This is a genomic window from Pseudarthrobacter sp. KH_020_B, assembly GCF_057840185.1.
Window position 1 is genome coordinate 1,976,811 of sequence record NZ_CM174506.1, and the last position, 19,267, is coordinate 1,996,077.

Sequence of the window (19,267 nt, forward strand, 5' to 3'; positions counted from 1 at the left end):
AGGATCGATCAGGGATCAAAAGCCGCCACGCCGACCTAACTAAGTACTACTAGGGAGGCGTACCAGAACTTTCAGACAACCTTAGACGAAGTTGTATTTGAAGCCGAGGCCAGTCACGCGGCGGCGAGGACTTTGCAGACAGCCCTGTCAGACGATTTACAATCTCGAAACCGCCACTTTTGGTCAGGACCACCCGCGGATCGGGATCAAGGCTAAGCGCAGGCTAAGCAGAGTGGGATTCTGACTGGGCGAAGACACGGACGCTGCCTTTCGTCGGGCGGCAATATGGTGCGATTGCCGCGCCTGTGTCGTATGCCCGGCTGGAGGTGATTCATCAGCTGGCCGACCGGACCAGCTATTTTTTAGTTCATATATGCTGCGGCGCATTGCTCATACAGGGGGCGTAGTGCTGGCAAGGTATGTCAGTACCTGATCAGTTTTGGGAGTTCCTTGCAGGCCGAAGGGGAGGGCGGTTCTTTGGATCCATGATTCAAGCTGAGCCTGGCTGGTTTCTGGATCCAGGCCGCCCGGCTTGACCCGGATCGAGAGCTCAAGGAAGTCCAAGTCCTCGATCGTCCAGCGTTCCGCGTCTATCTTTAGCCCGCCGCCGTCCGGGCCCGCGTCCGGACTGCCGACGCCGATGTCCTTCCACTTGGTCGCGGTTATCGGGCCGAGCGCAGTCAGCCCGGCCAGGCTGACCTTCAGGTCCGCGCACTCGTCCAGGAAGGTCAGCTGCCGAGTATCGAATGCTGCACCCAGGTCCGCGCCGGCCTCGATTTTTCGCGGGACGTGGCCAGCAGGCAAGGTTAGCGCCGATGAGACGGCGAGGACGTGGCGTGTACCGGTCCAGTCGCCCTCGATGCGGTGCTCCCAATCGTCTTTCTTCTGCGCTGCGGCCCATGACGGTCCCAGTTGTGAGCGGCGGCAGGGCCGGAGCTTGACGGTGGAGTCGTCTTGGTCATTTCTGCTACGCAGGCGGAGAATGATCCCGGCCGCCAACAGCGGAAGGGATTGGGGAAGCCCGGGTGTGAGGTCCTCCAAGAACCAGATCCGAAGTGGCGAACCCTTCTGGAGTTGGAGTGTGTCCAGTGCCGCGGGGACGCCCTGAGAGAGCGTTGCCTTTATCTCGACCGGATCACGAGGCGTCATGGAAGCGTTCTGATCCGTGGCCCATGGCCGATCTGCGCGTACAGATAGGGTGATGTGTTGGGTCGCTCATAGTGTTTCCTCCTTGCGTTTGTGACTATTTAGTGGACCGTAACGTCGACCATCATTTGGGCGGCGCCGGGGATGCCAGCGATGCTGAGGGTGACTCCTGACCACTTACCGTCTGGCCGGTTGAGAGCGGGCTTGGTTGACTTGCCGATCGTGGTGTTGTCAGCGAAGGGGTAGAGGTCGTTTGCGTCTCCGCGGTTGCCTTGGCCGAATATCGTCGCCAGGTCACGCTTGTTATCAGCCTGCAGGAGTTCGATGGCGAGGCCTCGTTCTTCGTTCACATTGTCGATCGCCTCATCAACCACGTAGACAGCGATTCCTTCGTCCGGCAAGAACGCATCCTGCGCCCGTCGGCGCCGGTACTCAACAGCAATGTATTGTGTTTCGGTCATCTTGCTGCGGTTTTGTATGAAGAGCATGCCGCCGCCTTCGGCCGCGGGTTCCAGAATGATGTTCTGTGTGGTCGTGGTGACCAGCTCAGGCGTGATCCATCCGTGAAACATTCGCAGCATGCCGTTGGGGAAAGCCGGTGTCAAACCGCCGTCGCCCCACGAGCCGGACGCCATAAGGCAGTAGTCGCCAAGGCCATTGGAGCGCGTTGCCTCCAGCTGCCCTGTATCGTAGTAGTCGGCCCAGCGTGCGGCAAGATGCCCCCACTCATGGGCGCAAACCCCAACCGCGCAGTCCTCGGGGACGGTGAGGAAGGTCCGGACAGACAGACCATCTCCGACGCCAATGCCCCCGGGCACAACCCATTTGAGGCTCCAAAGATCGTCCCTGGACCGGGTCTGCTCGGCTCCGCTGCCCGCATGGACAACGAAAAGAGCGGTGACTATGTTCTCGTCAAGCGCATCAAGGGAAGGCCCAAACTCAACGCCCTCGGCCAGTGCTGCCCGCACGGCATCCCGGGCCATGCCTTGAGCGTTGTGGGGGAAATTGTTTCCCATACCCGAATTTCCATCGGCGTAGAAGCTCAACGGCTGAGGCATCCGGAACCAGCCATGCACATCCCCCTGCACATCGATGCCGGTACCGTCTTCAACGTCGAAGCCGCTTACTTTGCGGTAGAAGTCACGCATGCTCCCGGTAGGGAAGACACCAGCGCTGAAGAGCATGGTGTCGTAATAGCCCGGGCCGTGGGTAGGATCGTGCTGCCGGTCTGGGAAATCGACCAGCAGCACCAGAGTGCGGACGACGCCCTTCAGTTTCTTAGCAGGTCGCGCGATCAACTGTTTGTCACTGCTTGAACCGTGCGTTACCGAACCGTCATCGAGGCCGACAAAATTCTCGCCCCGCCGACCGGAGCGCCAGACCCAGTAGTACTGGGCAAAGGTCGTGTCCTTGGGTAAGCGCCGCGATTGCAGAAGTTCCAGGTACCGAGCGTAGAGTTCCCCCATTGCCTGGGGCGACAGCGGTACCGGGCACAGGTGTTCGTAGCTTTGGGAGCCGCTTTGGTAACGCTGTGGGTTGAGTGTGACTCGCATCGGAAAGTTACCCTTCTTACCTCATCGGAAAGGACCGCCCGTAGCGGACCAGGAGAGCGTGAACGGGTACGTCGCACGAATACCCGACTGTAGAGCCCGTGGGGCAACACTCGCAGCACACCTGGGCAGTCTTGCAGACGTCCATCCGGCCGCATCAGTCATGGCAGGATCCCACGGAGGAATGGTCCAAGCCGACCACGTCGCATACCGGAATGCACACGCGGCAGTGCACTCGAGACGAATCTGCTCTCCAGATCACCCTGTGGGCCACCCCCATCAGCTGACTGCTCACGTGCGCCCCAACCCGGGGCACTTGCCACAATGGCCAGCGGCGTCCGGTGCGTAATACACAATGAGTGCGATAAGTATGGTGGTACGCCCTTCCGGCCCAAGCGTCAAGTGGGAAAACCTTCAGCTCGTCATAGCTAGATCCGCTTCCCTCCACGCCACGTTTTCGTTGGGAACCATCCGCGTCCCCGTGGTTCCCAAGCTACCCACGCGCGACGGCCCCGACCGGCCGGTCACAGCGACCAGAACATCCACCACCAAGCCCTTGGCATTCTTAATCACCCTCGCGTAATCAGATGCGTACCTTCTCCATGATCTCGCTTCGTACTCCTACGACAGGTCCGTCCATCATCACCACAGCCGTGCCCGTGGAGACCTATGACTCCGCGAGCACCATAGGTGAGGCGCGTTGCCCGCTTGGCCTAAGGGTTATGGCATACCGCTTACTCGTGGCCCTCGGCCTGCGGGCCCGCGATGTGGTGGAGTTGCTGCGCTCGGGCGAGCAGGCGATGGACGAGCTCGACGACCGGGTCGTGCAGCACGTGCTCGCCACGGTTGGCCCGCGCCCCGACGCGCAGCTGCGGATCGCTTACCGTGAGGCAGGCGCCGGCCAGATCCCGGTGTTCGAGATCGCCGCGCAATGCGAGCACCTGCGGTCGATCATCACCTCGGCGAGGCCGCTGCGGCCCACCGATGTGGTGCTCGCCGGCGAGGCATCTGGCGACCTCGACGCCGTCGCCGTGGCGGATCCCGCACGCCTCGTAGCCGTTCACACCCCGCTCGGCACATTGCTTGCCGACGCCAACGCGTACCTCGCGGTGTGGAACCCACGACTCGAGGACCTCGCCACCCACCGCGACGACGTATTGGACGAGACAGATGCCGCCATCGATGACGCGGTCGCGCTGCTGGAGCGCGGCGCGCGCCTCGCTGTGCCCGGCTCCGGATGGGGCCAGGCGATCGCCTCGCGCGGCGGCCAGTTTGCCCGCACGATCAACCGAGTCCGGGAACGCCTCGCCCTGTGGGACGATCGGCTCGCCCTGATCGACCAGGGACTGGTCCAATACGCCGCCCTGCCCCGCGCCACGCCGGACGAGGAGCGGTACGCCGCCCTCGCCGTGATCGAGGGCGCCATCGTGCCCGCGGCGGCCGGCGGCCTCGCCGATCCCGCCGCGACCCCGGCCCTCCAGCTCGTCGCCGTACAGGCACTGCGGGACACCTTCGCGGGGCGGGCAGACGGGCTGCGCACGTTCCTGGCCACCACGGCGACCGGCCTCGTCCCCCTGCGCACCGAACTGCTCGGCCACCTGCCAGTGAGCGACGTGGACCCGACGCCGTTCGAGGTGGACACCACGGAGCGGGCGATGATCACGCTCGTCGAGGACGTCGTGGCCGCAGTGCGCTCGCTCGCCGCAGTGCTCACGGTCCGGGACACGGCGGCGACGGCAGCGTTCGCGGACCACGCCGCGTCGACCGACCCGCCCGCCGCGCTCAAGGCCCTCGAGGCGGCTGCGGAGGCTCTGCTCGGCGAGGGGTTCCGCATCGTGCCGCGGTTTACCATCCCCGCGCAGGCGTCAGCCGAATGGGGTCAGGACCTCGCCGACCAGGCGGGGCTACTCGCTCACCTCACCGGCAGCGGGCGGGACTTCCCGGTGGAGGGCTGGGTGCACTCGGCGGCGCGCGTGCGCGAGCCGGTGCGCCGTCTCGAGCAGGCCGGGCTGTTTGCGCGAGCGCTCGTGGGCTTCGACCCGGAGCTCACTCCTGTACAGCTGCCGTACCGCTCGGGCGACGCGTGGCTCGCCATGGAATTTCCGCCGGCCCAGGATCTGAACGGCGAGCACCTCCTGTACTCGGCCGTGTACCACACCGGCTTCGATCCGGCGGGCGACGTGTGCGGGTTGCTCGTGGACTCCTGGACCGAGGTGCTGCCGAGCGACCAGACCACGGTGGGCCTCGCGTTCCACTACGACCAGCCCTCGAGCGAGGCCCCGCAGTCCCTGCTTCTGGTCACCCCCGCGAGCGACGGCAAGACGTGGGTCTGGGACGACCTGCGCCAGGCGATCCCGGACACCATGCGCCTCGCCCGCCAGCGCGCCGTCGAGCCCGTGCACCTCGACGTGGGCGCCGTCGCGCGGTTCCTGCCCGCCACCATCACTGCCGTCACCACACACGGTATCTCCATCGGGCTGTCCTATGCCGTCAGCAACCTTGTGGACCTCACCCTGGAGGATGGCAATGCCTGAGATCTCCGCCGCTGCGGCGTCAGCCCACTACGAGCTCATCTCCGGACCCACCCAGCTGAGCCAGGCGCTCACCGCGCACCTGTTCCCCTCCGTCACGGTCTACAACCGGCTCGAGGGCCGCCCTCGCACGCGGTCCTTCGACCGGTCCCTGCGCGCCGAGGTGCGCGACCCGCTGTGGGTTCCTAACCCGGCAGTGGCAGCTCGGCGAGTTCCAGGCGAATGACGCCGGCTCGCCGGTGTCATCCCAGATGCTCCTCGAGTGCACCGAACTCACCGAACTGGGCGCACGTGAATGGCCGGTGACCGCGTTCGACGCGCCGCTGCCTCTCGAGACCCGCGTCGAGCGGCGCCCGTTCGCGTTCCGGCTCGGCGGCGTTCTGATCGCTCTCGACTTGCGCCTCGCGCTCGGTCGACGTTGGGAAAAGTGGCTCGCGGCTGCCCTCGCGGCGGGCGACCTGTCCGCCGACTACACGGCGAACTTCCGCGAGGCGTTCCAGTTCCCGTCTCCCGACCCCGACTCCGCCGCCGACGCCGGCCTCGCGGCGCATCCGTCTGTCTGGCAGTCCTTTGCGGCGGTGTCAGGCAAGCGCGCGCTCGACGGCGGGGCGCTCTTCGAGCAGCTCACGGCCAGGCCGCCGGGGACGCCATACGAGGGGGTCACAGGGATCGCCGGCGCCGACGAGACGTTCCTCGACACCTTAGGCGTGCGGTTGGTCGAGTGGTTCCGTGACCTGGTGGTGCCCGCCGAAGAACCCGAGGCCGACGCGTGGGACCCGCAACGCCTGGAGTACAGGTTCCGGGCGGCCGCCCCGAACGCGGACGGATCGGCCCGGCGGTACGCTGCCCGCGAGTACCACGGTGGCCGCCTGGACTGGTGGCACCTCGACCTGGACGCGGAGGACTCCACGCCGCTGGACCGACCGGCCCCCGGAACCGTCGTGGAGACGCTGTCCGCGACAGTCCCGACGCCCGTGTCCTTCGAGGGCATGCCAGCCACCCGCTGGTGGGCGTTCGAGGACGGCCGGACGAACCTCGGGGCGGTCGACGCGGCGACGACGGACATCGCGACGATGCTGTTCGTGGAGTTCGCGCTCGTGTTCGCAAACGACTGGTTCCTCACGCAGCTACCGATGCCCGTCGGGTCGATCGCGAGGGTGCGCGGTCTCGCCGTGACGAACGTGTTCGGGGAGCGGTACTGGATCCCGCCGGCCGGCTCGGGGGACGACGACACCTGGCAGCGCTGGTCGATGTTCTCCTCATCGCTAGTGGGCGCGGGGCAGGCGGACACCTCGCTGCTCGTGCTGCTCGTGCCGCCCGTGGCCGCGAAGGTGCAGGACGGGCCGGCGTTCGAGGAGGTCGCGCTCGTGCGCGACGAGATGGCGAACATGGTATGGGGGCTTGAGCGGACGATCCCGTCCGGGGCCGGGGGAGGGATGCCGGGCGGGCTGTCAGCCGGGCAGACGGCCACGTTCTTCCGACGGCTCGGCGATGCGGTGCCGCCGGTGGACCCGGGCGAGCCCCGGGTCGCGGACGTGCGCTACGAGGCGATGACGTCGGTGCCGGAACACTGGATCCCGTTCGTGCCCGTGCACGTGGAGGGCTCGAACCGGCAGATCCAGCTGCAGCGGGCCGCGATGCCGCGTATCGTGCCGGGGCTCGTCACTGAGCCTGTGCAGCCGCGCACCGCGCTGCTGCGTGAAGGTCGGGACGCGGCGCCAGGCGATCCCGTGCAACCATACTTCCTGCACGAGGAAGAGGCGGGCAGGTCCGGAACGGTCGTGGCCCAGTCGTTCCAGCGGACGCGGGCTGTGGGCGGCCGGGCCGTGGTGTGGATCGGCGCCTCCCGGACTGTGGGGCGCGGCGAGGGCTCCAGCGGGCTCTCGTTCGACCGGCTCGTGCCCCTACCTCCGGCGGACGCCTGAGCCGCCCGGGCACAGGTGTCCGCGCACACAACAGCCCAATCTTGGGACACACGACCAAACTGAGTCCGGAGCCGCGTCTCGACGGCGAACCCGGTGACGGGCCCAGTGACTGTTGTTAGGAATGGCGATACTCTCACAGTTGTAAATGGCAGTTTGAAGAGCACCGGTTCTTGCTCCTGCGCCCACGCCTTCACTTGGGCCCGTGGGGCGCACTTTGTGGTCTGCCAACCGCCGCTGGGCGCCCTTCTTTCACGCCAGCGATAAAGCCCCCGCGCCACTTACAAACAACCGGACAGGCTCACGCCGGGCGACCATATCTGGCGAAGTCCTCATGCACGCCGCGCAGGGCACGGGCCGGCTGTTAAGCAGGTCAACCGCCCGGGCCCCAGCTGGTCGCAACCGCCGAGGCGCACCACGGGCACGATACCGGTGCCGCCTGCGCTTTGGTGCTGGCCAACTCTCTGGCGCGAACCCACACCGACTACCGCAGCGCCGAGACACGGGCCGCCGACCCCGATGACGCGAAGCGTTTTCTCGACCTCGCGGTGCAGGGACGCTCGGCTGCGCAGGTCGTCGAACTTGCGGCAACGGTGGCCAGCCCGGCGGAGCGGGATGCCCCGGTCGTCGCCGGCGCACTCGCACGGATGAAACGGGCGCACAAACCGCAGGCCGATCTGGCCGAGGCCGAAACCATCGCGCAGGACTTTGTGGAATGCTTGCCTAGATGATCCAAACTCCCGGTCCCCCGGACAGCCCCGGAAGCAGCCGGCCAGGCGGGCTTAACCTCAGCCTTAGCGTTCCAGACCGGGTGCCCCTGGATGAGGTGCTGATCGCTGTCGCCACATTGACCAACGGCGCGGATCGGCCCGTCGCTACCAGCGGGCGGCTGAACCTGGCCGAGGGCGACCTGGACGTTGTCGTAAGCGGCCCCGACGGATCCAGGACTCTCGCGGGCTGGCCGTGGCCCGCCGATAGCGCACCGCGGCAGGTGGAACTCGGACCGGGACAGGCGCTCATGGGAGGCGTCCTGCTGCTCAGCGCCGCGGGCGTGGCCCCCCTGTTCCCGATCGCCGGCCAATACGACCTGATCGCCGAGTACTCGCCATCGCCTGGCCAGATGCTCCGCAGCGAGCCCGTAACCGTGGTACGCACCGAACCCGGGGATGAAGCCGGCAGGGAAGCGCCAGCGCTCTCTGGAGAACCCTCAGGTGGCGCAGAGCCTGACATCGGCGTCGTGCCTCGGCGACGCGGCAGAAATGCTCGCGGAACTCGAACGACGCGGCACGCCGGTCACACACCTGATCGTAGGACTGGCCGCCGGCGACACCGCTGCGATCGCTGAACTGATCGCGGAGGCAGCCGACCAGGCCGGAGCCGCCACGGCCGCCGCCGCCATCGCCTCCGTTCTGCCCGACGCCTTGGCACCTTGGGATGAAAGGCTCCAGACGGCGGCCTCGGTCCTGACGGCGGCCGACGACGACGGGCGGGCGGCAGCCATCCTGCGGGCCGAACCCTGGCCGCAGAGCCAGAAGTGAAATGGCCGGTAAGGGGGCCTCCATCGCTCGACAGGCGTAACGGCGCAGTAACGCCCGCATTGTAAATTCTTGGGGAGGCAGCGTTGCAGCCGGGATCCTGCGGTGTTAAATTCTGCTTACCTGAAGGGCACGTTTTCCTAGAAGAGAGGCGAATGATGGTCGCCGAGAAAGATCCCAGGGACGCCGACTGGCCGAAAGTGAGGTACGAGGTGATCCTCCGGGCCGGGGCTTCGGGCAGCATGGACATGCGTAGTGTGGCGGACCTGGACATGGACCGTGTACCCGACCCGGACGCGGGCGTGCGGTTGCTCGTCGATATGCAGGAAGCGGCCCGCCTCGTAGAGAGCGGCTTTGAGGTCACACTGGTCCAGGCCGCGCCTGCCGGTCCGCTGGATCCTGCGCTCGTAATGGACGACGAAGCCGCGCGTGCGTGGCTCAAAGAACGTCTCCGCGGCGTCGAGCGAGGAGGGCAGTACTGATGTACCGCACCGTGTCCCAGCTCGATGCGGCCGGCAGCACGCTCGCCACGAACTACCCTCAGCTCTGCTCACAGTTCGTGCTGCCGGAGCCGTCGGTCCAGGGCCGGCCGGTCAACGCGCTCCGGCTCCGCGCTGGCGGCGGGGATAACCGCCGGGGTGTCCTGCTCGTGGGCGGCACACACGCCCGCGAGCTGATGAACCCGGACCTGCTCATTGAAATGGCGGTGGACCTCGTTGCCAGCTACCTGACCGGAAACGATGTGATCCTCGATGGCAGAACCTGGCCGGCTGCTGACCTCAGGCTCATCCTCGAGACCATCGATCTCTACCTCCTGCCGTGCGTCAACCCGGACGGGCGCCACCACGTGATGACCGTCGATGGCCTGTGGCGCAAGAACCGCCGGGATAACCCGGGGACGGCGTGCGACGGTGTGGACCTCAACCGCAATGCAGACCTTCTCTGGGGCGTGACGGAGGGCCAGACGTCCTGCGCCCCGTGCGCCGACACCTATTGCGGACCGTCCGCCGTTTCCGAGCCTGAGACGCGAAACGTCCGGTACCTGCTTGATGCGCACGCCATCGACTGCTTCGCGGATGTCCATTCTTACTCCGAACTCGTGCTGCACCCCTGGGGTCACGCGCCAACCCAGACCGGTGACGCCGCGAAACGGTTCACCACACTGCCGGCGGCCACGTGCCAGCCGATCACAGACCCCAGCTATGCGGAATACATGACCCCACGGGACCTTTTGCGGTTCGAGACGGTCGGGGACCGGGTTGTCCAGGCAATTGCCGACGTGCGCGGTCGCAATTACACCCGCCAAACCGGCGTCAAGCTGTATCCGACCACCGGGACGCTGAGCGACTACGCCTACGGGCGGCACATCGCGGACAGCACACACCGCAAGACTTATGGGTTTACCCTCGAGACCGGCCCCTGGCAGGGGAACGTGGCAGACTCCTTCCATCCCGCGAATCCAGAACCAATCAAGCGCGAGGCCGAATCCGGGCTGTTGGCGCTGGTACAGCAGTGCATCTGCGCCATCGAGCTGATCGGCTGGAGGCTGCTCGGCCGCGACACGGAGGTCCGTGCCTTGCGCCGGGTCAGGGACGAACTGCTGGGCAGTACGGAGGAGGGCAGGAGCTGGATCGCTTTGTTTGAGCGGCTCCAGACTCCCATGCTGGCCATCTTGCTGGAGGATCAGGACCTGGCCGGGCGTGCTGCCCGCCTGCTGGCCGACGCCGGGACACAGGTCGGCGACGACCGCGCGGTCTTGACGCCGGAGGTTGCCGGTGCAGCACGCCAATTCGTGAATGACCTTGCCGAGCGCCGCCCCTTGGAGCTCCGCCGTGACCTGCGCACAGTGGGGGAGCGCCTGGCGAGCTTCGCCGGTTTGTCCACCGCAGAAATCCTGCACTCGCTAATGGAACGCGGACCCGACAACGGCAACGGCTCCGACCCGCGGAACGCCTAGGACCAGCCTAACCCGGTGGCCCTTGGCCGCCCGGAACTGATCACGGGCGCGGTGGCCGCGGCTCGTTCGGCGCCACCAGGCCGGTGCGGTACGCCACGGCCACCGCTCAGGCCCGATCGTGCAGCCCCATCTTCATCAGGAGCCGGGTGACGTGCGTTTTGACTGTCGTCTCGGCGATGAACAGGTAATCAGTAACGTTCGTGTTCGTTATTCCGTGGGCGATGAGCGTCTGAAGCCGTGCTTGCAGTGTCAACAGCACCGTCGTTCAGTACTATTGCGGGGTGGGTGGCTTTGGGTTTACTTGCTTGACGTGCAGCTTTGGTGGGCAACATAGCCTCGCAGATGAGTGCCCAGCTTCCCAACCGAATCGCATCTTTTACCGGGAACAAGCGTCGGAATGGAAAGCTTCCACCGCTGACATTGAGACCGCCACGGGCTCCTGGGCGCAGGGCGAGAGCGTTTCCTGAGTGACGCGTACTGAATTGGCAGGCTGCACTGACGCTGACCGCACCGAACCATGCGTTGCAGGTGCTCTCAGGGCATGTACGGTCTTATTCTGAACTACCGTCTCCCAGTATTTCTTTGCCCCAACACTCCTTGAGCTCCTCGAACGCCGCCCGCGCGGTCGCAGCATTCGGCGCGGTGTTTGAGGGCGTCCCAGCGTTCGTGGATGCCAACCGGAAGGTGTTTCGGATCAGGTGAATAATGCAGATCCGCATCCCGGGATTCAGCACCACGGTCGCAGAGGTCTTCATGGCCGCGCCGACAATACCGTGTTCTCCACCGCGGGACACCTGGGTTCCTGGGCCGGCGCATCCCCGGGCGCCGATGAATCCGCCGGACGGGTCAAGTCCACCAAAACGCGCCCCTGGGCATCGCTGCCCTCTCGGCGGCACGCTCGAAGACCACCTACTTCGCCGCAAAGCACTCGCGTATCGCCGCCCGGCGCGGACCGATGAAGGCCCTTGTCGCGGTCGAACACTCCATGCTCACCGCGGCCTGGCATATGCTCACCACCGGCGAACTCTACAGAGACTTTGCCGACCCCGGCGCTGACCATTTCACCCGGCAGGCACCAGCGAAAACCAAAGCCCACGCAATCGGACAGCTTGAATCACTGGGCTACCAGGTGACCCTCGAGCCCTTCCAACAGACCGGATAAATCGCTTCCCGCAACCCTGGCCTGCGCGATCGGTTGGCCGAGGCCTTGTGCGGTGTAGCTGGTGATGCCAGCGAGGGCTGCATACCAGTGGGGGTCGTTGTGGCCGGGGCTGCGCTGTAGCTCCGGCCCGCCCACTGTCAGGGATGCTGTGGCATTGTCGGCGAGCGGTTCGGAGAGTCGCCTCTCCGGTATGGAAATAGGGGGGACAGGCTCATTGACAAGATCCATCGAATTGAGGATCGTCATTGCTACCGATTACCACATTATGACCGAACCGAAATCAGGTTCCCATGGGCAACTACGGCTCCGGAGAGTTGAAACTTGACCTGCTTCGGTCCTGGCGGCTTCGCCGGGACGCAGTGGACGTTCATGTTGCAACTCGTCAACAGCGCCTAATTGCTGCGCTGGCCCTCCGTGGTCCAAGCCTCCGTAGCTACCTTGTCGGCTTGTTGTGGCCTGAGCATCCCGACGCCAGGGCCCTGGAAAGTTTACGGGTTAGCGTTCATTTGGTTTCACGCCAAGTGCCCGGCCTAATCGTCAACGGTGGTGCAATGCTGTCCCTGGACACGCGGGTCGATGTGGACCTGAACCGGCTCCGGGCTCAGACCCAGGCCCTGGGTGAGGGCAGGCGCGAGGGAAACGCCGTCTCTCTGTTGCGTGAATTGCGCGATGCGGAATTGCTTCCGGGTTGGTATGACGACTGGGTGATGTTTGAACAGAGTCGACTGCTTCAGGATCGGCTGCGTGCTTTCACCTTGATCTCGAGGCAGGCACTCGACCGGTGTGAATCTGAGGTCGCCGGGGCGGCTGCGAAGGCGGCCTTGGAGATCGAACCACTGTATGAGAATGCCGTCCGGCTCCTAATTTCGGCGGAGGTGCAACAGGATAATCCTGCTGCTGCGGTTCGTGCCTACGAACGGTATGAACAGGAACTTGAAGCGGATATGGGTCTTCAGCCATCCAAGTCCGTCCGAAGGCTCATCGAATATGCCCCGCAGCGCCCAGCCCAGGTACAGAAGGACCGCCTAGGTCCGGCCAGTGACTCCCGGCTGGGCGGCGAGCCAGTCCTGCACCACTCTTAGGACCTCGGCAGGGTCAGCGGTGGCTATTGTGTTTCGGTCATTACCGGGAGCTTGTCCGTAGGTCATCCTTGCCCGGAAACTCTGAGGATGAGAAGGCTCGTGCCACGTCCGGATGATCATGGTCTCGACCGCTGGAGCCTCCTGACCTGCTCCGGCGTCATCAGCAGATTCTGACCAATGGTGGTCGTTCATCATGGTGGACATTCACTCCTGGTCTGCGATCAGTCTTGGTAGGACGGTCGCGGACTATTAAGCACCGAAACCGTCACTCTGCCAGCCGCAAGCTGTCTCCTTAGCGGTGGCGAGGCGAGTATTTCTCTTGGCTGTCATGATCCTGCTGCAGAAGTATCAGGAATTGGCTCATGTTTCCGAAATATTCAGGCAAGATATTACGGGGTTCGTTCGTGCGAGCCCACGCAGCGTCCGATTAAACCTGTCCGATTAAACCGCCGATACAGCTCACATTAAACGCGACTGTAGTACTAGGCGTTTTGGTGAATGTTGCAGTTGGTGCCAGGTCAGTCGTTCCGGACATCGCCGAATTGGACGGTGATGATCAGCGGGATTGTCAGAGAATGACCTTCGGTCGCGGCGGTTACCGCCGTCGCGGACGTCTTTGGGAGAGCCGGAGGCGGAAACGCCGCTGTGGACGAAGGGCTGGACGGTTCAGGATCCTCGACTGTTGGCTGATTGGTGCCTGGATGAGTCGCGTCTTGTGTGCCCAACTCTGTAGGTACCGGTGGAAAGTTGTCCTCAATGGGCGGGTTGAGGACATCTCCGAGCAGCGCCTGCTGCTGGGGACCCAGCGTGGTAGTCGTGGCGAGGCGTTCGATGATGCTGCTGATTCGTACCCCTTCGTTGGCTACCCACTTGATTCTTGTCTCGCCTAGGTTTGGGGTCCAAATGGTGCCGTCAATAGACAAAATGTTTCCGGATGTATCCCGCTCAGGCACGCCGGAGTGATGGAGGCCGATGACTTCCCACTGATTGTTGTAGAGGGGAGAACCGGAGGAGCCCGGGGAGGTGTCAGTGTGGTAATGGATGAAGTGGTCCAACCGGTCGATCAGTTCGTTTTGTTGTAATGCGACCTGCTTCGGTTGGCCATCCGGATGCTGAATGACGTTAATAGGCTCACCGAGTAATAGCTTGCCTTGGTCCGGCGTAACTCGGTTGAAACCAAAGTGCGCCAGCGGAAGCTGCGACCTTGTGTCGTCCTCTAGCGGCTGGGGATCGACAGCTACCAAGGTGAAATCCAGATCGATGTCGGTGAGGAAGAAGGTATCGGGTTCGAGGTTGAACCCGCTTGTGGCGCGGGGGTGGCCGTCGATGTCGTTCTGGAAGTTGAACTCTGCGCGGGATGACCGTGCGGTGGGTGTATCTGGCAGCACATGATTGTTGGTCAACATCAGTCGCGAGGAGATCATGAAGCCGGTGCCGAAGCCTATAGTTCTGAATTGGTCGCGAATTTGAATCCTCGCCACACTTTTGGCAACCGCCGATCCAAGATCTAGGAAAGCGGCATCCAGCAGATTATTTCCGCCGAGGATTCGTTCAAGCAAGTGGTTCGCCTCCACTGTGCCGAGGTTCTCAAGCGGTCTTCCATCCGTAACGGAATCCAGCGCCTTGCTTACGAGAGGGTGGCGCAGGACGTGCTGGGTTCGTAAGGCCACGCGTTGTGCATCATCCACTTGAAGAATACTGCCGCCGGGAGCCAACGCTGCCGCGATCCTGTCCTGGATACCAGTCCTGTGCGTGGCTCTGTCCCGGTATCGCGCCTCAGTTGCAGCGACTACATTTTCAGACAGTTCCATTACAAACCCTCCTGATGGCGCAGGGACTGGAGGTAGGTCCGCGGGTCCCATTAGTTCCAGGCGTGTCCCAGATTCTGCCCATTCAGGTGGTAGTGACCCTGTTGTCCCTGTTGCTGATGCTGTGGCGGATCGTTCATCCGTACGATCGCCTGTTGTCGGCACCGCGGTGGAAGATCCCAAAGCAGTGTTCTGTTCCGCCTCGAATACGAGTCTCAGTAATTTCGAGTCTTTCTCGGTGGGGGGAATGGTGGGCTGAATCTCCAGTCCAGGTAGGTTGGGGGACGAACCGTCGAAACGCAGAACCATCTTCCGAGGGTCGGCAACAGCAACGTAACGCTGCAGCAATGGCAGAACTGATCGCACTCGATCTGTTTCGTCGAGAGTAAGCTCGCTGGCCGAAGCTCGCAGATAGAGGTCAAGTCGCTCCATAGTGAAACTAAGGCCCTCGGTGAACAGTGGAAGGCCTCGGCTGGCGACGTTCAAGAATGCTTCGAGGGCCTCTCGAGGGCGGCCTGCTCGTGCCAAATATTCGCCTCGAATCGCCGCGCCGTCGGGAAACCAAGCGAATGAGCGGTAAAGTTTGTAACTCCAGTCGTTGATGTGCTTCAGGCGGTTAAACCGCAGTAGTGCGTAAAATCCCACTGCCGCGGCGACGGGGTCTTGGACGCTACCACCGATGAGGTGATCCGCATCTAGGGCATGGGTATCCATCTCCACACCTGCGGCTGCTTCGGATATGAAACCGAAACTCCGGTAGCGCGTCATGGCATTAGCATCCACATTTGCCATGTGGACCTCGAGGGCAATATCATCTCCCTCTTCGGAGGCTGAACCACTATCGAGGCGGGTGATAACGACCTCACAACCCAAGCTGAGGGATATCGGGAGTGCCACATTGGTGGCAGGGCGGCCTGTCTGCTGCACCTGGAGGAACCAAAGCCCCTCGGCGCCGGAAACAGACAATTTGTACGCATTTGAACTGACCTGCCGCACAACAATTAGGTCGATTGGCTGTGGAGCGGCACTGCAGGCTAGGGCGTTGCCCTTGAAAAGCCGGACTTCAATCTCGTCCCGGGAGAAACCGGGTACTTTCTGGATGGATGAATCCCCAAATCGGAACTTCAATGGCGGCACTGTATTGGCTGGCGGCTCGAGAGATGCCTCTGGACCCTGGGCCTCCAGAGCCGGCCCGGCGGCACCCATCGTCCAGCCCTGAGCTACTTCTCGAGGCTCTTCGAGGTAGTCACTCAGTAGGGCGTCCAGTTCACCCTCAGGGTTATCGCGGGCACCCAAATCCTCCAAAGGAGTTGATGAAAACTGCGCCGCTGCGCTGGAGAGAAGCCCCCGTCCTGGCAGAAGCTGGTTGTTGATACGCGGCAGGATCGAGGCGGAGGGGTTGCCCAGGAAGTGCTGTACCTCATCGCTTTCGTGCGGAGACTGCTGCCACTCGCGGGGCTCGAGTATCACCTCCGTGGGCGACTTCGAACGCCGCGAGATCGTCACTTCGCTCATCAGGGTGTGTCCCGCCGGTAGTTGAGCGAGCACCAGATACTTCTGGCCGTATTCCAAACCGCTGACTGTCTGTCCGCTGAACGTGTGTGCGACGAGCGACAGGTCACCCTTCCGGATCTGGACCGGCAGGGTAAGATTGTTCAGCTCCTGAGTTCGGAAGCGTGTTTTTACCCGGACCGACCCAGTGGATGCTTCTGGGGGCTTAGATTCCATGGATTTAGGTGCCATCAGACATTCTCGCTTTCCAAACCCGTTGGCGAAGTGGTTCGACGAGGTAGGCCTGAGCTGCGCAGTCGCGGAACGGTGGCGTAGGCGCATCTAGTGCAGCTGAGAACTGGTAGTAGCCGGCTTTGAGGCGTGGGCGGAACGGGTACGTGTCCCTAGTGGCATGAAATTCGTAGCTTATGGCCGGATCGGACACGTCATGAGCCCGGACGCGTGTAAAGGTGAGCGCCGTCTCTGGTTCAACAATGAACTGGAAGGGTACATCCGGTCGGTCCTTCAAATAGCAGAGAACGACATCATCACTGAACCCGTCGGCGATTCCGATTTGTTGGCCTTTGTATTGTGTACGTAGCTCCTCGAGTCGTTGCGGAAGACCGTTCAGTAGGGAAAACGACGAGATGTGCCAGTGGTCTGCCCGTTTGCCGGCGGCCGAGCCGTCCGGTGCCTTTGCTGCGTCACCTTTGAGGCATCGTAGGAGAGCCATGCTGAACAACGTCTGCTGACCAGGCACGGCTTGAGCGATTCCGGTCGGGATGGCGGCGTAAAAGATAGGGGCACGCCGGTCATCTGTCATATTGGGGCTTTCTACGTCGAAGACGGCGCTGGGGCGTAATTCCTCGTAGGTCCTTAATCGCCGGGGGGCGCTCCGGCACGCGTCCACGAAGTAAAACTGAGTGCGGGCGATCTCCGGGCGGGCAGTTTCGGGGTTAGGGTAAGTCGGATCGTTGCCATGAGGTGCCATGCCTTGAATCAGGGAGTTCGTATCGACGGCATGCTGTCCCAGTGGTCCTCCCGCCCCAAAGCTGTCTAAGAGCAACAGTAGATCGCTGCGATTTCGTTGGATTCCGTGGCCTGAGAAATAGAAAAAGGTTCCGCCGTCGCGGTTTACCCTCGCACTCTTGCGCCACTCGTGCGCGCACGCCCGGAATTTATCGAGGCCGCAGCGCGGAACTTGGAGCTTGTTCATCGGCGGAAGCCCCGCTGGCTGTGCGATCGTCTTCGCAACTTCGGCCTGGGTCGGAGACAACAGCAGACGCACAGTGCCGAGAGGCAGTTCCAACCTTTGCTCCTGCGCCGCATTGAGCAACCAGTCGAGGATAAGATAGGCCGTCAGGGACGTTGATGATAGCCGCTGCATCCCCCAATTGGCAGGGGTTTCGGATCCAGCGGCCGCAGGCAGGAATGCGTAATCGCTTACCCCTGCGATAAGTGCATGGAGTGCGGGACGGCCTTCAAGACTCTTGTCCTCGTAAATCAGTTCTGGCTGATTTGCCGGACGTTCTTCGAGTGTCAGCAGTTTCACGGCCTAGTCCTAAGCTCTCGCAAAAGCAGACTATAGAACGTCGGTCTCGTAAAGTAGGCGCCGTGGGCCTTGAATGCGGAGACCCCCGACTTGAATTTTAGGTCCTGGATGAGGACCTCGGTGTCCTTGTCCGAGAAAACTGGCTCGACAAGGAAGCTGAGGATATCTGCCGGGTCATAAACGTTTAGCCATGTCCGCACTCGACCGCCAAGGGCTGAGATTTTGTCGGGAGGCGGCGGAGCGGGGGGGCCGGTGATAACGCTGGCTTTGAAAATCTTCATTTCCTCGAACTGACCGACTTGCCCTCCTGCTGACACCCAGACATCGACCTTCAGAGAGGGGTCGTAGGTGGTCAGAAGGTCGTAGAGGATGTTGCCACCCATGGAGTGGGTGAGGATGACTAACGGTTCGTTAGGTCGTGTCCGCTGAGCATCGGAGATGGCCTGCCGAATACGTTCCACAATAGGTCCGGGTGTATCCGCATCACCTCGCTGGAGCAGGTAGATAAATACATCTCCCATAAATTGGGTGAGGCTGTAGTGCAGGCCATCCCGAAAACGATCGAGCGCGGCGAGCGATACGACCCGGGCCGGTGCGCCTTTAGCACGGTCGATGATTGCGCCGAGCGCGGCTCTGAGCTTACTCGAGCCGTCAGGGCCAAGGGTCTCAAGCCTCCTCGCATCCGGCAGCTGACCAGCTGGATGCCCGGAATCCGAGAACATTGGGGCCTGCGATGTTGCGCTCTGCCCGGCGAACTGCATCGTCCGCGCCAAAATTGCGTCTTTGATTGTCTCTAGGAAGTCGTCATCAGACGGGGCGTGCCGGATTTCCGCCGCCAGAGCTGCATCTGCGGCGACGTTTGCAGCTGCTGCCAGGACCACCCCATCGAAACTTCCCACAGTCTGGGTCCTTGACTCGGATTCTTCCGTGGGGAGGTCACCGGATTGGAGCACCGACCGCTCGCTGTGGATGAGCGGTGCCAGGAGCGCCTCCGCCGCCTGCCAAGGATTGGCGATCCACGCGTCCCGCAGAGGTGTTTCGCCACCTAGGTGCTCGAGCCCTCCTTCAACAGCGCCGTTGCTGTCCGCAATCAACTCCGCGACCTCAAGGTCAGCGGCTGTTGCTTCCACTGCTGGGCCAAGGTCCTCCAGTGTGCGGATATTAGGTACCGTAGCCTGTGCCCAGTAGTGCCGGACCGCAAGGTCTCCCCAGTAAGGGCTTACGATCTCCATATCCTTCCATAGGGGGTCAATCTCGGCCATAGGTTGAATGAGGAGGCGTCGAATTAACTCCGTGCGAGCATTGGCCTCCTGCTCGTACTTCTCACCCGTACGGGTGGCGACGCCGTGTATGAATACGACTGGCATGATTTACTACCGAGCCTTGCTGCTGGATGGTGTCAGGTTTCGGCATCTTCCCTGACCGGGTTTTGGGTCTGCCGGCACAGGTATCGTCCTTGGGCGGTGCTGTCGTCCCAAGGCGTCGAGCTGCGGCGGCCATATTGGGTCAGGAATTAAAGAGTCGAGCAATA

The 19,267-nt window shown here is 63.1% G+C and carries 14 protein-coding genes and 2 pseudogenes; 9 read left to right on the forward strand and 7 right to left on the reverse strand.

Features of this window, described 5'->3' with window-relative positions:
• Positions 1-390 precede the first annotated feature (390 nt).
• Together AC3IT0_RS09155 and AC3IT0_RS09160 are read right to left on the reverse strand one after the other, a co-directional pair.
• Positions 391-1,149, reverse strand: coding sequence for a hypothetical protein (locus tag AC3IT0_RS09155; RefSeq protein WP_489323395.1), 759 nt, complete (start codon positions 1,147-1,149; stop codon positions 391-393).
• Positions 1,150-1,247: 98 nt separating this feature from the next.
• Entirely contained in the window at positions 1,248-2,699 is a 1,452-nt protein-coding gene (locus tag AC3IT0_RS09160; protein ID WP_489323396.1) for a M6 family metalloprotease domain-containing protein, read from the reverse strand.
• A gap of 737 nt (positions 2,700-3,436) precedes the next feature.
• On the opposite strand from AC3IT0_RS09160, the gene AC3IT0_RS09165 reads away from it, so the two are divergent.
• From AC3IT0_RS09165 to AC3IT0_RS09195, 7 genes are all read left to right on the forward strand, one after another.
• Positions 3,437-5,230 carry a hypothetical protein gene (locus AC3IT0_RS09165; protein WP_489323397.1) on the forward strand — a complete coding sequence of 598 codons (1,794 nt, stop codon included), beginning with the start codon at positions 3,437-3,439 and terminating at the stop codon, positions 5,228-5,230.
• A complete protein-coding gene (locus AC3IT0_RS09170; protein ID WP_489323398.1) occupies positions 5,223-5,453 on the forward strand; it encodes a hypothetical protein in 231 nt (76 codons plus the stop codon). Before AC3IT0_RS09165 ends, AC3IT0_RS09170 begins: the two co-directional genes overlap by 8 nt.
• Before the next feature lie 13 nt (positions 5,454-5,466).
• Entirely contained in the window at positions 5,467-7,152 is a 1,686-nt protein-coding gene (locus AC3IT0_RS09175; protein WP_489323399.1) for a hypothetical protein, read from the forward strand.
• Between the two features lie 443 nt (positions 7,153-7,595).
• A complete protein-coding gene (locus AC3IT0_RS09180) occupies positions 7,596-7,880 on the forward strand; it encodes a hypothetical protein (RefSeq protein WP_489323400.1) in 285 nt (94 codons plus the stop codon).
• 435 nt (positions 7,881-8,315) lie between these two features.
• A complete protein-coding gene (locus AC3IT0_RS09185; RefSeq protein WP_489323401.1) occupies positions 8,316-8,687 on the forward strand; it encodes a hypothetical protein in 372 nt (123 codons plus the stop codon).
• A gap of 152 nt (positions 8,688-8,839) precedes the next feature.
• Positions 8,840-9,166, forward strand: coding sequence for a hypothetical protein (locus AC3IT0_RS09190; protein ID WP_489323402.1), 327 nt, complete (start codon positions 8,840-8,842; stop codon positions 9,164-9,166).
• Positions 9,166-10,641, forward strand: a complete 1,476-nt coding sequence (locus AC3IT0_RS09195; protein ID WP_489323403.1) for a M14 family zinc carboxypeptidase — start codon at positions 9,166-9,168, stop codon at positions 10,639-10,641. Before AC3IT0_RS09190 ends, AC3IT0_RS09195 begins: the two co-directional genes overlap by 1 nt.
• 106 nt (positions 10,642-10,747) lie before the next feature.
• Here the strand turns inward: AC3IT0_RS09195 and AC3IT0_RS09200 are convergent, their stop codons facing one another.
• Both AC3IT0_RS09200 and AC3IT0_RS09205 read right to left on the reverse strand, forming a co-directional pair.
• Positions 10,748-10,894: a LuxR C-terminal-related transcriptional regulator gene (locus AC3IT0_RS09200; RefSeq protein ID WP_489323404.1), complete on the reverse strand. Its 147-nt coding sequence runs from the start codon at positions 10,892-10,894 to the stop codon at positions 10,748-10,750.
• 325 nt (positions 10,895-11,219) lie between these two features.
• A pseudogene (locus AC3IT0_RS09205) lies at positions 11,220-11,360 on the reverse strand (IS256 family transposase); the annotation flags it as partial.
• On the opposite strand from AC3IT0_RS09205, the pseudogene AC3IT0_RS09210 reads away from it, so the two are divergent.
• Positions 11,353-11,803: pseudogene (locus tag AC3IT0_RS09210) on the forward strand (transposase); the annotation flags it as partial. The pseudogenes AC3IT0_RS09205 and AC3IT0_RS09210 sit on opposite strands and share 8 nt — an antisense overlap.
• 551 nt (positions 11,804-12,354) lie before the next feature.
• Entirely contained in the window at positions 12,355-12,885 is a 531-nt protein-coding gene (locus AC3IT0_RS09215; protein ID WP_489323405.1) for a bacterial transcriptional activator domain-containing protein, read from the forward strand.
• Between the two features lie 518 nt (positions 12,886-13,403).
• On the opposite strand, the gene AC3IT0_RS09220 is transcribed toward AC3IT0_RS09215, so the two are convergent.
• From AC3IT0_RS09220 to AC3IT0_RS09230, 3 genes are read right to left on the reverse strand one after another with little or no spacing between them, the layout of a single operon-like run.
• Positions 13,404-16,436 carry a trypsin-like serine peptidase gene (locus tag AC3IT0_RS09220; protein ID WP_489323406.1) on the reverse strand — a complete coding sequence of 1,011 codons (3,033 nt, stop codon included), beginning with the start codon at positions 16,434-16,436 and terminating at the stop codon, positions 13,404-13,406.
• Complete coding sequence (locus AC3IT0_RS09225; protein WP_489323407.1) at positions 16,426-17,736, reverse strand: hypothetical protein; 1,311 nt, start codon at positions 17,734-17,736, stop codon at positions 16,426-16,428. Before AC3IT0_RS09225 ends, AC3IT0_RS09220 begins: the two co-directional genes overlap by 11 nt.
• Positions 17,733-19,103, reverse strand: a complete 1,371-nt coding sequence (locus AC3IT0_RS09230) for a hypothetical protein (protein ID WP_489323408.1) — start codon at positions 19,101-19,103, stop codon at positions 17,733-17,735. The genes AC3IT0_RS09225 and AC3IT0_RS09230 overlap by 4 nt, the downstream gene beginning before the upstream one ends.
• Between the last annotated feature and the right edge of the window lie 164 nt (positions 19,104-19,267).